Genomic DNA, 14,817 nt, shown 5'->3' with positions numbered 1-14,817 from the left:
GACCACCAGTGGTCATCACGCTCGGGCTCGTCTAACCTGACCTTTGCCCTTGTACCCGCCCAGGCGGCCCAGATCGGATGTCTGTCGTGAGTTTGAGGCGCGTTCTGCTTCCCCCGATCCTGTTGATCGCCCTGCTGGCCGCGCTGACGGCCTACACGGCGTTTTCGCAGTCGGTGTCGTTGCGCGAGAGCCAGGCCCAGGTGACCCACACCCACGAGGTGCTGGAAACCGCGCGCAGCCTCTTCTCCAGCCTGCAGGACGCCGAGACCGGCCAGCGCGGGTATCTCCTGACCGGCGTTGATGGCTATCTGGAGCCCTGGCGTACGGCGAAAGCGCGCATCCCCGGGCAGATGGCGCACCTCAGGGCGCTGGTCGCCGACAATCCCGCCCAGGCCGCGCGCGTCAGTCGTCTGGCCGAGGCGATGGACGGACGCCTGGACATCCTCGAGCATAATCTCGACCTCGGCCTCGCGGGCAGGGTCGACAGCGCCCGGGCGAACATCGCCACGGGCCTCGGCAAGATCCAGATGGACCGCATCCGCGTCATCGTCGGTGAGATCGTCGCCGAGGAAAACGGCCTGCTGGCCCGCCGCCAGGCGGTGGCCGAGGCGGAGGAAAAGAAAACCCTCTGGCTGTCCCTCGGCCTCGGCGGCCTGGCCCTGATCGGGCTCGCCCTGACCGTGGCGGCCATGGCCCGCAGCAACCGCGACCTGAGACGGGCCCTCGAGCAGCGCGACGCGGCCGAGGCGGGCAAGCGCGAGGCCGACAGCCTGATCCGCGCGGTGTTCGAGAACATCCCGGACTATCTCTACACCTTCGAGGTCACCCCCGACGGCCGGTTCCTGATCGGCGACTTCAACCCGGCGCTGGCGAAGCTGCTGGGCGGCGACATGACCCCCTACCGCGGCCGCGACGTCATGGAGGCCTTCCCGGTGATGGGGCCGCGTCTGGTCGAGATGTACGGCCGCGTCATCGAGACGGGCCGGGCCACGGCGATGCGTGACTCGGCCGAGGTGCCCGGTGTCGGGGTGGTCACCTGGGAGTCCCTGCTCGCGCCGGTGTTCGACGAAGCCGGACGCCCGACCCGCATCGTCGGCTCGTCGCGCGACATCACCGAACGGGAGCGGGCCGAGGAACAGCTGCGCAAGGCCCAGCGCATGGAAGCGGTCGGCCAGCTGACCGGCGGCGTGGCCCACGACTTCAACAACCTGCTGCAGGTCATCCGCGCCAATCTCGAGATGATCGAGCGGGGCATCACCGACGAAAAGGCGCTCGCCCGGCTGGCCAACGCCACCCACGCCGCCGACCGCGCCGCCGACCTCACGCGCCAGCTGCTGGCCTTCGCCCGCCGCCAGCCGCTGGAGCCGGAGGTCGTCAATCCCGCCCGGCTGGTCCAGGCCATGGCAGACATGCTGCGCCGGACGCTCGGCGAGGCGATCGAGGTCGAGACGGTCATCGCCGGGGGGCTGTGGAACACCATCGCCGACCCGGCCCAGGTCGAGAGCGCGCTGCTCAACCTGGCGATCAACGCTCGCGACGCCATGCCGGGCGGGGGCCGCCTGACCATCGAGCTGGCCAATGCCGCCCTCGATGACCGCTACGCCGCCCGCGACGCCGATATCGCGCCGGGCCAGTACGTGATGCTGGCCGTGTCGGACACGGGGCAGGGGATGAGCCGCGAGACCATCGCCCGCGTGTTCGAGCCCTTCTTCACCACCAAGGTCGAAGGCAAGGGCACGGGCCTCGGCCTGTCGATGGTCCACGGCTTCGTCAAGCAGTCCAGGGGCCACATCCAGATCTACAGCGAGCCCGGCCAGGGTACGACGGTGAAGATCTACCTGCCGCGCACCCGCAGGGCGGAGGCCGAGGTCGATCGTCGCGAGCCGCCGGTCGGCGGCCACGGCGAGGTGGTGCTGGTGGTCGAGGACGAGGCGGCCGTGCGCGAGGCGGCCTGCGCCATGCTGACCGATCTCGGCTATGACTGCATCCAGGCCGACGGGCCGGACGCGGCGCTGGAGATCCTGCGCGGCGAGCAGGTGGTCCACCTGCTGTTCACCGACGTGGTCATGCCCGGCACGATGAAGACGCCGGACTTTGTCCGCGAGGCCAGGGCGCTTCGGCCGGGGCTGACGGTGCTCTACACCTCCGGCTACACCGAGAACGCCATCGTCCATCACGGCCGCCTCGACGAGGGCGTGGCCCTGCTGTCCAAGCCCTACGGCAAGGCGGATCTGGCCCGCAAGGTCGCCGCCTGCCTGATCGACGAGCGTCAGGCCGTTCTGGTCGTCGAGGACGAGGGGCTGGTCCGCGCGGCGGCCATCGACATGGTCGGCGACCTCGGCTTCGCGGTGCGGGAAGCCGCCAACGCCCGCGAGGCGCTGGCGATCCTCGACAGCGACGCGCGGATCGACATCCTGTTCACCGACATCGGCCTGCCGGGCATGCGCGGCGACGATCTGGCGAAGCAGGCGCGGGCCCGGCGCCCCGACCTGCGCATCATCCTCGCCAGCGGGTACACGGACCGCGGCGCGGTCGAGGGGCTCGACGACGTCACCGCGCTGGACAAGCCCTATGACGCCGCCGCGCTGGCGAGGGCCCTGCGGGGGGACTGACATAGCCCGCCCACCCCGGCGAAGGCCGGGGCCCAGATCAACGGGCGCGGAGTTGACGGGCCAACAGCGCGTCCGCCATCTGGGTCCCGGCCTTCGCCGGGATGAGCGGAACAGGATCCTCGCCGCTAGCCGATCTTCAGCCGGACAAACGCCATACCGCCGCCGGTGTCGCCATAGCTTGCGGACAGGGGCGAGGGGATGTCGAAGCCGTTGATCAGCGCCCCGACGCCCAGCTTGATGTCGTCGCTCAGCCGCCAGTCGTGGATCGCGCCGAGCGACACCTTGCGCACGGTGTAGATGTTCCCCGGGGCCAGCTCGGCCTGGTCGACCTGCTCGGCGCGGGCGAACACGGTCCAGGCGTCGTTGAACTGGATGGCGCTTTCGAACAGCCAGGCGTCAAGCGTCTCGCCGTCCTTGTCCTTGCGCGCCCAGCCGCCGGTGGCCGAGACGAAGCCGGCGCTGCCGAAAGCCCGGCCATAGAGGGCGCTCAGCGACACCCGCTTCTCGTCGACCAGCGGCTCGAGCGCCTCGGGACTGGTGATGTCGGCCCAGCTCGCCTGCAGCGACCAGTTGTCCGTCGGGTTGAAGCTGATCCGCGCCGAGCGTGAGTCGAGGTCGCCGGTCTCGATGTCCCAGCGGTTCTGGTCCGGCTCGCGGCCGCGGAAGGCGGAGGCCTCGACCTTCCAGCGGTCCCAGGTGAAGCCGCCGGTGACCACGCCGAAGGTGACGTGGGTCGAGTCGAACCAGTGGTGGCTGATCGGCGCCTCGGGGCTGTCCATGCCCGCCGTGCGGTGCATGAAGGCCGGCGGCCCGAACGCCGGCTCGCCGGGCAGGCCGCCGTAGACGAACAGGCTGCCCTTCTCGCCGACCGGCAGGCTGTAGCTGGCCGACAGCTCCATGAAGAGGTCGTGCGGGTGCTGGCGATCGACGAGGTGGGTCTTGCCGTCGGCCGTCTCTCCGGTGGCCAGCAGCAGCGGGTAGCCCTCGGGCCCCATCAGCGGGTCGGGGCTGACCATGGCCTTTATCTGCAGCGTGCCGGGGCCGAGATCGCGCTGGGCCATGCCCATCAGCATGCCGGCGGCGAACGACCGGCTGTCGCCCCGGGGGCCGGACTGGTCGCTGGCGACGAGATTGAACTCGCCATGGACCATGACCATCCAGTCGCCGCTCATCAGGTGGACGCCCCCGTGCGGGGTGGCGTCGGGCTGCCAGGCCGTGCCGCCGGCGTCGCGGTTGGCGCTGTAGGGGCCCAGCGGACTGATCATGCCGCCCATGCCGGCCATGTCATCCATGGGCGCCATGTCGGCGTCAGCCGGGACGGGCTTGGCAGGCGCGGGGGTCGCCATGCCCGGCATATCGTGCATGGCGTGGTCCTGCGCGAACGCGGCGGGGGCGAGCATCAGGCTCGTGGCGAGGACGGTGGCGCCGAACAGGCGCGTACGGGTATTGGGGGTCATCGGACCCTCCTTCTGTCTGAAGAACGAATGCGGGAGTTCGAGGGTTCAGACGGGAAGACGGGGCGGTCCGGGCTCGGGCGCGGGATCGCGGCCGTCCAGACGGGTCTCGAGGACCGGGTAGACCGGGCGCTGCGCCGGCAGGACGCCGGGCAGGGGGCCGCTGTCCACCGGCGCGGGCAGACAGCCGACACAGCAGGTCATGGCCGCCTGCACGGGCATCGACTTGCGATGGTCGGATGGGGCTTCGTGACAGGGCGGCTGCCCGGCCGGCATCGGCAGCGCGCGCGCGGTCCCGCCCGCGACGAACAGTGTCGCGATCAGGACCATCATCAGGGTGCGCAGCGCCTGCATGGCGCGGAACGTAGGGAGGAGGCGTGGCGATGGCAATGCGTCCTTCGAGACGCGATCCTGAGGGATCGCTCCTCAGGATGACGAACACCTATGCCCGTCATGGTGAGGAGCGAGGCATCAGCCGAGCGTCTCGAACCACGCATTTTACCCCCCGCCCAGCGGGAGCCCTGGTCCCTCCGGAAGGGTCGCCGTCCCACCGTTCAGCGGCTTCATCATCATCACGATGTCCATCCACCGGCCGAACTTGAAGCCGACGCCGGTCATCACCCCCTTGAGGTCGAAGCCCAGCGAGCGGTGGAGGGCGATGGACGGCGCGTTCTCCGATCCGCCGATCACCGCCATCATCTGCCGCAGGCCCAGCCGCGCGCAGTCGGCGATCACCGGCGTCAGCAGCGCCTTGCCCAGACCCCTGCCCTTGGCCCAGGGGGCGATATAGACGCTGTCCTCGGCGGTGTAGCGGTAGCCCGTGCGCGGCCGGAACGGCGAGGCGTAGGCATAGCCCGCGACCCGCCCGTCCAGCTCGGCCACGTAGTAGGGCAGCCCCCTGGCCTGGATCGCGGCCAGCCGCTCGGCCATGGCCGCAGCGCCGGGCGGGACCTCCTCGAAGGTGCCGGTCCCGTGCAGGCAGGCGTCGCCGTAGATGGCCGCCAGGGCCTCCGCGTCGCCCGCCGTCGCTGCGCGCAGGATCAAGCCTTTGTCCATCCCCGGTCCACCGCCCAGATGGCGAACGCGTAGTCGAGGGCGATCTCCTTGAGGAACTCGAACCGCCCCGAGGCGCCGCCGTGGCCGGCGTCCATGTTGATCTTGAGCAGCACGGGATTGCCGCTGGTGGTCATGTCCCGCAGCTTGGCGGTCCACTTCTCGGGCTCCCAGTAGGTCACCCGCGGGTCGGACAGCCCGCCGGTCGCCAGCACGGCCGGATAAGGCTTCGCGGCCACCTGGTCGTAGGGGCTGTAGCTGTACATGTAGTCGTAGGCTTCGGGGTCCTCGATCGGGTTGCCCCACTCGGGCCATTCCGGCGGCGTCAGCGGCAGGCTGGTGTCGCTCATGGTGTTGATCACGTCGACGAACGGCACGGCCGCGATGATCCCGGCCCACAGGTCCGGCCGCATGTTGGTGATCGCCCCCATCAGCAGGCCGCCGGCCGAGCCGCCGTAGGCCACCGTCCGGTCGGGCTTGCCATAGCCGGCGGCGTGCAGGTGCTCGGCGCAGGCGATGAAGTCGGTGAAGGTGTTCTTCTTCCTGAACTTCTTGCCGTCGAGGAACCAGCTCCAGCCCTTCTCGGCCCCGCCGCGCGGGCAGGCCGTGGCCCAGATCCAGCCCCGGTTCACCAGGCTCAGGTTGCGGATCGAGAAGGTCGGCTCCTGCGAGATGCCATAGCTGCCGTAACCGTACAGCAGCAGCGGCGCGGAGCCGTCCAGCTTCGTGCCCTTCTTCATCAGCACGAAGATCGGCACCTCGGCCCCGTCGGCGGCCTTCGCGTTCAGCCGGCGGGTCTCGTAGTCCGCCGGATTGTGGCCGGACGGAATCTCCTGGGTCTTGCGCAGCGTCCGCTCGCGGGTCGCCATGTCGTAGTCGATCCACTGCCGCGGCGTGGTCATCGAGGTGTAGGTGAAGCGCAGGGTCGTCGTGGCGTATTCGTAGCCGCCGTCGAGGCCGAGGGCGTAGGCCGCTTCATCGAAGCCGACCTCGTGCTCGGCGCCGCCCTTGGCGGTGATAACGATGCGGTTGACCGCGTCGACCTTCTCCAGTCGCACGAAGTGGTCGCGGAAGGCGGCGGTGCCGAGGATCAGAGTGCCCGGATGGTGCGGCACCCAGTCGACCCACGAGGCCTTGCCGGGCTTGTCCATCGGCGCGGTGACCAGCTTGAAGTCGACGGCCCCGTCGGCGTTGGTGCGGATCACGAAGTGGTCGTTCCAGTGATCGACATCGTACCGCACGCCGACCTGGCGCGGTTCGACCAGCTTCGGCTTCGCGGTCGGGTCCGACGCCGGGATCAGCCAGGCCTCGCTGGTTTCCTGGTTGCCGCAGCCGATGACGATCCACTGCCGCGACTGGGTCACGCCCGCGCCGATGAAGAAGCCCTCGTCCGGCTCGTCGTAGACCAGCACGTCGTCCCTGGCCCCGCCGCCGACGGGCCGGCGATAGATCTTCGCCGGGCGGCCGTTGTCGTCGCGCAGGGTCCAGAAGATCCACTTCGAGTCCGGCGAGAAGACGAAGTCCGAGACGCTCTCGACCGGCTCGCCGACCATCTTGCCGGTGGCGATGTCGCGCACATGGATGCGGTAGACCTCCGAGCCCTGCTCATCGACGGCCCAGCCGTACAGGGCGTGGTTGTCGGTGTGGCTGGCCGAGCCGACCTGGTAGAAGGCCTTGCCCTTCGACTCCGCCTCCTCGTCGAGCAGGATCACCTCGCCGGTGGTCTTGCCCTTTGGCCGCCGGGCGTGGATCGGGTGCTGCGCGCCCGTTTCAAAGCGGGTGTAGTACTCCCACGGTCCGTCGGCATCGGGGACCGAGGCGTCGTCTTCCTTGATGCGACCCTTCATTTCCTCGAACAGCGTGGCCTGCAGCGGCTCGGTCGAGGCCAGCATGGCCTTGGTGTAGGCGTTCTCGGCGGTCAGGTGCTCCTTGACGTCGGCCTTGATCAGCGTCGGATCGCGCAGGACCTTCTGCCAGTTGTCGTCCTTCATCCAGGCGTAGTCGTCGACGCGCACCCGGCCGAGCTGTTCGGTGCGTTTGGGGATCTTGCGGGCGACGGGCGGGACGGGCTTGGCGACGGCGGACATGGCGCTCCGGGTGGTGACGATGCTGGATAGTGCGGCGGCCGCGGACGCGGCCAGGAGGTTTCGCCGGTTCATGAATCAACACTCCGGGTGCGGCAGGACGCCAGCTTGTGCGCGGGCGTGGTTCTGGTCAAATGCACGCGGTGTTTGAGACGGGCGCGAACGGCCCGAAGTAAGCGTACCGGCGGGGGCGTCAATGGCCTGGGACCTTTCGGTTGACCTGATCAAGGCGACGGTTCAGCTCGAACAGCCGCTCGGCGACGGCACCCGGACCGTCGGCACGGCCTTCCTGGTCAACGCCCCGACTCCGGAGGGCAAGCCCCGGGTCGTTCTGGTCACGGCCGGCCACGTGTTCGACCGCATGCCGATCGCCTCGGCGAAGATCGGCTACCGCGTGCAGTTGTCCGACGGCGGCTGGCGCTATGATCCCGAACCCCTGACCATCCGCGACGGCGGCAAGCCGCTGTGGACCCGGCATCCGACCCGCGACGTCGCGGCCATCGTCATCGAGGCGCCGCCGGAGTTCGCCCGCGCCGCCATTCCGCTGGCCTGGCTGGGCCAGGACGAGACCTTCGACAAGTACGCCCTCGGGCCGGGCGACGAGATGATGGCGCTGGGCTTCCCGCGCGGTCTTGCGGCCAACCAGGCGGGCTTCCCGATCCTGCGCTCTGGTCGCGTGGCGTCCTACCCGCTGTCGCCCTCGACGGCCTTCCCGACCTTCCTGCTCGATTTCAGCGTGTTCCCCGGCAACTCGGGCGGGCCGGTGTTCATGGCCCAGGCCGCGCGCCGCCGGCCGGGCGCCGGCGAGGCGCAGGAGGTCCAGTTCATCGCCGGCATGCTGACCCAGCAGGTCGAGCTGTCGGGCGAGCGGCTGGAGATCGGCATCGTCACCCAGGCCCGCTTCATCCGCGAGACCATCGCCATGCTGGACGGTGTCACGCCGCCGGCGGAGCGCCGGTCCGAGCCCCCGCCGGCCGGCTCCAAGGCCGCCTCCGCCGAAGAAGCGGCGGAACCCTGACGGCTCCCGGCGGTTTCTCCTGCACGGCGTTCCCGGACGCCCCCCAATGCAAGGAGTATCGCCATGTGGGACCGTATCGAAGGCTCGTGGAAAGAGATGACCGGCAAGGTCAAGGAACAGTGGGGCAAGCTCACCGACGACGACCTGACGGTCGTGGCCGGCAAGCGCGACCAGCTCGCGGGCAAGATCCAGGAACGCTACGGCTACGCCAAGGACAAGGCCGACCAGGAAATCAGCGCCTTCGAGGCGCGCATGAAGGAAGACCGTTCCTTCAAGGAATAGTCGGCCCTTCGGCCAACAGAAAACGGCCGCGGAGCGATCCGCGGCCGTTGCTGTGTCTGCTGTCCGGATCCTCCCCCTCTGGGGGAGGTGGATCGCCGAAGGCGAGACGGAGGGGGCACCGCCAGCGATGCTGAAGCCCCCTCGGTCAGGCCGGTTGGCGATCTATCCGCCGTAGATGACCGAGATGGTCTCGGCGACGCAGGCGGGACGGTCCTCGCCCTCGATCTCGATGGTGCACTCGTTCTTCATCTGCAGGCCGCCGGCCTTGGGCTCAACGGCCAGCAGCTTTTGGCGCATGCGCACCTTCTTGCCGACGCGGACCATGTTGGTGAAGCGCACCTTGTCGCTGCCGTAGTTGATGCCGCGCGTGACGCCGTTGACCTTAAGCAGGCCGGCGCCGAGGAACGGGATCAGCGACAGGGTCAGGTAGCCGTGGGCGATCGGGCCGCCCATCTCGCGGGTCGCCCGCTCGACGTCGACGTGGATCCACTGATGGTCGCCGGTCGCCTCGGCGAACTGGTTGACGCGTTCCTGGGTGATCTGGACCCAGTCCGAGACGCCGATCTCCTGACCGACCAGACTCGCCAGATCCTTGTAGTCGACTTCCTTCATGGCGCAGTTCCCTTCAAACAGATGTTGGGACTTCCATGCCCTTTGCCGCAGGCGGTTTCAACCGCGACGCAACGGCGCCCCCTGTTGATTTCCGCAGCGGCAAACCCCGATGTGAGGCCGCGAGCGATCCTGGAGGGGTGATGGACTACGTATTCAGCGTCGAGGGCGAGCGCGCCACGGCGACGCCGTTCGCGGCCGGGCCCTGGGACCCGACGATGCAGCACGGCGGCGCGCCCAGCGCCCTGGTGGCCCGCGCGGCGGAGCGCTTTCCGGCCGAGCGGCCGATGCGCGTGGCCCGCATGACGGTCGACCTTCTGCGGCCGGTGCCCGTCGGCGTGCTCGACATCGAGACCGAGGTGATCCGCGAGGGGCGCAAGATCCAGCTGCTGCAGGTCCGGCTGCTGGCGGCCGGCAAGGAGTGCGTCCGCGCCAGCGTGCTCAAGCTGCGCGACGAGCCGCAGGACCTGCCGCCGCACGAGGGCTTCCGCCCCCTGACGTTCGAGGCCCCGCCGGAAGACGAGCCGCGCGCGCCGGGCTTCGGATCCAGCCACGGCTTCGGCTCGGGCATGTCGGCGAAAATCGCCCGCGGCGAATGGGGCAAGCCCGGTCCCGCCGCGGTCTGGTTCCGCGCCGACCGGCCGATGATCGACGGCGAGGAGACCTCCTCCCTGGTCCGCGCGGCCCTGACGGCCGACTTCTGCAACGGCGTCTCGTCGGTGCTCGACTTCGAGAAATGGACCTACATCAACGCCGACCTGTCGGTCAGCTTCGCCCGCAACCCGGTCGGCAGCTGGATCCTGCTCGACGCCGAGACCTGGGTCGGCGACAGCGGCGGGGCCCTGGCCTTCGCCCGGCTCGCGGACCGCGACGGCTATTTCGGCCGCGCGGTCCAGAGCGTGCTGATCGAGAGGCGCGGCTGAGGGCCTACAGGCCGAAGCGCTTCGGATCCGACGCGATCAGCGCCTCGAGCTTGGGCATCCCGGCCTTCAGACCGCCGGCCAGCTGGCGCGAGATCAGCCAGCCGAGCGGGAAGGGCGCGCTGGCCTTGCCCAGCCACACCAGCTCGCAGCCGCCGGCGGTCGGAACGACGCGGTAGTCCTCGACGGCGGCCGACAGCGGCAGCGACGAGCGCTCGAAGCGGAACGCCATGCGCTTGCCTTCGTCCCAGGCGAAGAAGGTCTCCTCGATCACCTGGGGTCCGACCTCGACGGTGCGGGTGGTGCCGACGGCGAACGGCCTGGGGCTGGTCCAGGTGACCTTGGTGATCGGCAGCCACTGGGTCCAGGCCTCGCCGTCCAGCAGCGCCGCCCAGACCGCCGACGGCGGGAACGGGAAGGCGTGCCGGACCTCGACGGTCCCCTTGGCCAGATACTCTTCTCCGACGGCGGTATGGGCGCGAAGGGGTTTCGACATTTTATTCATCCTTGGATTTAACGGCCGCGCCTAGCGCGGCGGCATGCGGATGGCGCCGTCCAGCCGGACGGTCTCGCCGTTGAAGTAGCCGTTGCGCAGCATGGTCACGGCCAGGTCGGCGTACTCGGCCGGATGGCCCAGGCGACGCGGGAACGGCACGGAGGCCGACAGGCTGTCGAAGATCGCCGGCGCACGGGTCTTGACCCCGAGCATCGGCGGCGTGGCCATGATGCCCGGCAGGATGGTGTTGATGCGGATGCCCTCGTTGGCCAGGTCGCGGGCGATGACCAGCGTCATGCCCTTGATGGCCGCCTTCGAGGCCGCGTAGGCGACCTGGCCGACCTGACCGTCCTCGGCCGCCACCGAGCCGGTGTTGACGATCGCCCCGCGGGCCCCGTCCTCGTCGGGCTCGAGCGTCGCCATGCCGGCCGCGCTCTTGACGATGCAGCGGAAGGTGCCGACCGTATTGAGGCCCAGCACCCACTCGAAATCGGACACCACGAACGGCTTGATCTCGCCGGTCTGCTTGTCGCGGGCGATGGTCTTGCCGCCCCGGCCGCCGCCGGCGCAGTTGACCAGGTAGCGCTCCTGGCCGTGGGCCGCGCGGGCCTTGGCGAAGCCGGCGTCGACCGACGCCTCGTCCATGACGTTAACCTCGCAGAACAGCGCGCCGAGCTCGTCGGCCGTCTTCTGCCCGGTCTCGGGGTTGAGGTCGAAGATGGCGACCTTCACGCCGAGGTCGCGCAGGGCCTTGACCGTCGCCGCGCCGAGACCGGACGCGCCGCCGGTGACCACGGCGGAAACGCTGCTGTCGAGTTTCATGGCTGTTCTCCCAGGATCGCCGACCTTCCGTGGCCGGGCTGTTGGCGCATTTGAGCGCCGGCGACGCAGGGGCAGGCAAGCGGCCGTTGCAGACCGCCGTCAGCGCCGGGGCGCGAGGCTCCTCGGCACATCGATGCCGATGTCCAGCAGCTGCTGCGCCTTGCCCTTGGCCAGCGGGTCGAGCCGCAGGCTGGAGAACTGCCCGCCGCCCAGCGCCTGGATGAAGTGCAGGTTCAGCGCGGTCATGCCGGGCAGTTCGTAGCGCACCACCTTCGGATTCACCGCGCCCTCGAACTCGTGGGCGAACCAGGCCCGCATCCGCGTCTCCGACAGGCCCGCGCGGATCCACGGCAGGAAGGCCGGGTCGCGGGCGATGACGCCGATGTTGAAGGCGTCGCCCTTGTCGCCGGACCGGGCCCAGGCCAGGTCAACCAGCGGCACGGTGACCATGTCGGCTTCCGGTTCCGGATCGGCCGGACGCGGCGGGGCGATGACCGTCGCGGGATCGTGGCCGCCGCTGGCCGTCGGCGTGATGGTCAGGGTCTGGTCGCCGATCGACACGGTCGCCGGGAAGTCCTCGCGCGGCAGCAGGATCGAGAACACCCGGGCCACCGGCGTGATGGTCGGCGCGCCGCCGAACCAGCCGGTGGTGCCGACGCTCATCGAGGTGGTCGGGGAGGCGAACTCCCGCATCATCAGGCCCAGCGCGGCGGCGTCGTCATGCTCAGCCCCGATGCGGGCGACGACCTCGCGGACGGCCTGGGCCTGCGGCGTGGCGTTGGCCCCGTAGCTGGCCTCGGCGCCGAGGATCTCGACGCGCTGGTCGCGCAGCGGCGGCAGGTTGCGGTCGCGCAGCATCTCGCCGACCCGTTCCAGCACCGCGTCCGCCTGGCGCTGCGCCTTGCGGGCGGCGTCGCGGCCGACCACCGGCATGGCGCCGATGAAGCGGAAGCCGTCGCCCCAGGTGACGCAGACCTTGTACCGGCCGCTGGCCGGATAGCCCTTCGCGCCGGTGACCCGCACCCGCTGCTCGCCGGCCGCCTCGACCCGCACGTCCGTGAAGTCGCAGATCACGTCCGGCAGGGCGTAGCCCTGCGGATCGCCGACCTCGTAGAGGATCTGTTCGGCCACCGCGGCGGGCGAGACCAGGCCGCCGGTGCCCGGCGGCTTGGTGACGATGAAGTCGCCGTTGGCGTGGCATTCGATGACCGGGTAACCGATGTGCGCCCAGTCGGGGACATCTTCCCAGTCGGTGAACAGGCCGCCGGTGGCCTGGGCCCCGCACTCGATGACGTGCCCGGCCAGCGAGCCGGCTGACAGCAGGTCAGGATCAGCCTCGGTCCAGCCGAACTCGTGCATCAGCGGGCCCAGCGTCAGGGCGCTGTCGACGACCCGGCCGGTGATGACCATCTCGGCCCCGGCGGCCAGGGCGGCGGCGATCGGGCCGGCGCCGAAATAGGCGTTGGCGCTGAACACCTTGCCAGGATCGGGGAAGGGCGCCTCGGTGAACATCTCCGTCAGGCCGCGGGCGGCCAGGTCGGGCAGCTGTCCGGCCAGATCGTCGCCCTCGATCACGGCGATGCGGAACGACAGGCCGGCGGCGGCGGCCAGCTCTTCCATCCGCGCGCGACAGGCGCGCGGATTGAGTCCGCCGGCGTTGGTGATGATCCTGACCCCCTGCGCCTTCAGCTCGCGCAGATTGTCCTTCCAGACCCAGTCGGTGAAGTCGCGGGCGTAGCCCTGGTCGGGCCGCGCCGCGCGCAGCTGGCCCAGCGACGACATGGTCGCCTCGGCCAGGTAGTCGAGGATCATGTAGTCGAGGTTCCCCCCGCGCAGCAGCTGCGGGGCGGCCACGGACGAGTCGCCGAGAAAGCCCCCGGCGCCGCCGATCCTGACGATCTTCGCCATCAGACGATCTTGCTGTCCGACTTGCCCCAGTAGGTGTCGCGGATCAGGCGCTTGTAGAGCTTGCCCGTCGGGTGGCGCGGCAGTTCCTGCATGAAGTCGAGCATGCGCGGCGACTTCACATGGCTGAGGTTGGCCTTGGCGTAGGCCAGCAGCTCGACGCGCAGGTCCTCGCCGGCGTCGGCCCAGTTGGCCGGCTGGATCACGGCCACGACCTTCTCGCCCATCTCCTCGTCGGGCGCGCCGATGACGGCCACGTCGGCGACCTTGGGGTGGCCGATCAGCAGGTTCTCGATCTCCTGCGGATAGATGTTCACCCCGCCGGAGATGATCATGAAGCTCTTGCGGTCGGTCAGGTACAGGAACCCGTCCTCGTCGACCCAGCCCACGTCGCCCAGGCTGGTCCAGCCGTGCTTGTTGTAGCTCTCGGCCGTCTTCACCGGGTCATTGTGATAGGTGATCGGCGGGCCGTTCTCGAAATAGACCTGACCTTCGGTGCGCGGCGGCAGGGGATTGCCCTCCTCGTCGCAGATGCGCAGCTCGCCCAGCACGGCCTTGCCGACCGACCCCTTGTGGTTCAGCCAGTCGGCCGAGCCGATGTAGCAGAAGCCGTTGCCCTCGGTGCCGGCGTAGTACTCGTGGATGATCGGACCCCACCAGTCGATCATCTGTTCCTTGACCGGCACCGGGCAGGGCGCAGCGGCGTGCACGGCCGAGGTCAGGGACGAGACGTCGTATTTCTCGCGCACGTCCTTGGGCAGCTTCAGCAGGCGCACGAAGTGGGTCGGCACGAACTGGCCGCAGGTCACCTTGTACTTCTCGATCAGGGCCAGCATCGTTTCCGGATCGAACTTCTCCATCACGATCACGGTGCCGCCGAGCTTGTGCACGCTCATGCACCAGCGCAGCGGGGCGGCGTGATAGAGCGGCGCCGGCGAGATGTAGACGCAGTCGTTGGTGAAGCCGAACAGGCCCTGGGTCATCATCTGCAGGGCGTTGGGCGCGTCGATCGGCAGGCCGGTCAGGGCCGGCTTGACGCCCTTGGGGCGGCCGGTCGTGCCCGACGAATAGAGCATGTCCGAACCGGCGGTCTCGTCGGCGATCGGCGTCGTCGGCATCTTGCCGCGCGCCGCCTCGAAGCTCTCGTAGGGCGCCCGGGCGTCGCCGGTCATGTACAGCTTCAGATCGCCGATCACGGCGGGCATCTCGTCGGCGATGGGGCCGACGGTCGAGGAGGCGATGAACACCTTCGCGGCGCAGTCGCGCACGATGTACTCGACCTCGCTGGTGGTCAGCTTCGACGAGATGCAGGTGTAGTAGAGCCCCGACCGCTGGGCCGCCCAGGCGATCTCGAAGTAGCGCGGGCTGTTGTCCATGAAGATGGCGATCACATCGCCCGGCTGCAGGCCGAGCGAGCGGAACAGGTGCGCGCCCTGGTTCGAGCGCTCGTCCAGCTGCTTGTAGGTCACCGTCTCGCCGGTGCCCGCCATGATGTAGGCGGCGCGATCGGGGTGGGACTGGGCGTGGAGGAAGGGGTGCATGGTTCAGACGCTTCGACTTGA

Annotated in this window: 13 protein-coding genes; 4 read left to right on the top strand and 9 right to left on the bottom strand. The window is 69.6% G+C overall.

Features of this window, described 5'->3' with window-relative positions:
- Positions 1–86: 86 nt before the first annotated feature.
- Positions 87–2,612, top strand: a complete 2,526-nt coding sequence (locus AC1RN0_RS14725; protein ID WP_492788208.1) for a CHASE3 domain-containing protein — start codon at positions 87–89, stop codon at positions 2,610–2,612.
- A gap of 125 nt (positions 2,613–2,737) precedes the next feature.
- Here AC1RN0_RS14725 and AC1RN0_RS14720 read toward each other — a convergent pair whose 3' ends face one another.
- The 4 genes from AC1RN0_RS14720 to AC1RN0_RS14705 all read right to left on the bottom strand — a co-directional run bounded on the left by AC1RN0_RS14720 (position 2,738) and on the right by AC1RN0_RS14705 (position 7,278).
- The gene (locus AC1RN0_RS14720; protein WP_492788207.1) at positions 2,738–4,069 is read right to left on the bottom strand and encodes a hypothetical protein; all 1,332 of its coding nucleotides are present in this window, start codon (positions 4,067–4,069) and stop codon (positions 2,738–2,740) included.
- Between the two features lie 45 nt (positions 4,070–4,114).
- Complete coding sequence (locus AC1RN0_RS14715; RefSeq protein ID WP_492788206.1) at positions 4,115–4,420, bottom strand: hypothetical protein; 306 nt, start codon at positions 4,418–4,420, stop codon at positions 4,115–4,117.
- 144 nt (positions 4,421–4,564) lie between these two features.
- Positions 4,565–5,122, bottom strand: a complete 558-nt coding sequence (locus tag AC1RN0_RS14710; RefSeq protein ID WP_492788205.1) for a GNAT family N-acetyltransferase — start codon at positions 5,120–5,122, stop codon at positions 4,565–4,567.
- Complete coding sequence (locus tag AC1RN0_RS14705; protein WP_492788204.1) at positions 5,107–7,278, bottom strand: S9 family peptidase; 2,172 nt, start codon at positions 7,276–7,278, stop codon at positions 5,107–5,109. The genes AC1RN0_RS14710 and AC1RN0_RS14705 overlap by 16 nt, the downstream gene beginning before the upstream one ends.
- Positions 7,279–7,399: 121 nt before the next feature.
- Between AC1RN0_RS14705 and AC1RN0_RS14700 the strand changes: the two genes are divergently transcribed.
- Both AC1RN0_RS14700 and AC1RN0_RS14695 read left to right on the top strand, forming a co-directional pair.
- A complete protein-coding gene (locus AC1RN0_RS14700; protein ID WP_492788203.1) occupies positions 7,400–8,221 on the top strand; it encodes a trypsin-like serine peptidase in 822 nt (273 codons plus the stop codon).
- Positions 8,222–8,284: 63 nt separating this feature from the next.
- Positions 8,285–8,503, top strand: coding sequence for a CsbD family protein (locus tag AC1RN0_RS14695; RefSeq protein WP_492788202.1), 219 nt, complete (start codon positions 8,285–8,287; stop codon positions 8,501–8,503).
- Positions 8,504–8,665: 162 nt separating this feature from the next.
- Here AC1RN0_RS14695 and AC1RN0_RS14690 read toward each other — a convergent pair whose 3' ends face one another.
- Complete coding sequence (locus tag AC1RN0_RS14690) at positions 8,666–9,115, bottom strand: MaoC family dehydratase (protein ID WP_492788201.1); 450 nt, start codon at positions 9,113–9,115, stop codon at positions 8,666–8,668.
- Positions 9,116–9,255: 140 nt separating this feature from the next.
- Between AC1RN0_RS14690 and AC1RN0_RS14685 the strand changes: the two genes are divergently transcribed.
- Complete coding sequence (locus AC1RN0_RS14685; protein ID WP_492788200.1) at positions 9,256–10,035, top strand: thioesterase family protein; 780 nt, start codon at positions 9,256–9,258, stop codon at positions 10,033–10,035.
- A gap of 4 nt (positions 10,036–10,039) precedes the next feature.
- On the opposite strand, the gene AC1RN0_RS14680 is transcribed toward AC1RN0_RS14685, so the two are convergent.
- The 4 genes from AC1RN0_RS14680 to AC1RN0_RS14665 all read right to left on the bottom strand — a co-directional run bounded on the left by AC1RN0_RS14680 (position 10,040) and on the right by AC1RN0_RS14665 (position 14,796).
- Complete coding sequence (locus tag AC1RN0_RS14680; protein ID WP_492788199.1) at positions 10,040–10,528, bottom strand: SRPBCC family protein; 489 nt, start codon at positions 10,526–10,528, stop codon at positions 10,040–10,042.
- A gap of 30 nt (positions 10,529–10,558) precedes the next feature.
- Positions 10,559–11,350 carry an SDR family NAD(P)-dependent oxidoreductase gene (locus AC1RN0_RS14675; protein WP_492788198.1) on the bottom strand — a complete coding sequence of 264 codons (792 nt, stop codon included), beginning with the start codon at positions 11,348–11,350 and terminating at the stop codon, positions 10,559–10,561.
- A 99-nt stretch (positions 11,351–11,449) separates the two neighbouring features.
- The gene (locus AC1RN0_RS14670; RefSeq protein WP_492788197.1) at positions 11,450–13,258 is read right to left on the bottom strand and encodes an acyclic terpene utilization AtuA family protein; all 1,809 of its coding nucleotides are present in this window, start codon (positions 13,256–13,258) and stop codon (positions 11,450–11,452) included.
- Positions 13,258–14,796 (bottom strand): acyl-CoA synthetase, encoded by a 1,539-nt coding sequence (locus AC1RN0_RS14665; protein ID WP_492788196.1) that lies wholly within the window; start codon positions 14,794–14,796, stop codon positions 13,258–13,260. The genes AC1RN0_RS14670 and AC1RN0_RS14665 overlap by 1 nt, the downstream gene beginning before the upstream one ends.
- Between the last annotated feature and the right edge of the window lie 21 nt (positions 14,797–14,817).

The organism is Caulobacter sp. GW821-FHT12F03, from assembly GCF_058806855.1.
This window is presented reverse-complemented; position numbering and strand designations above follow the sequence as displayed.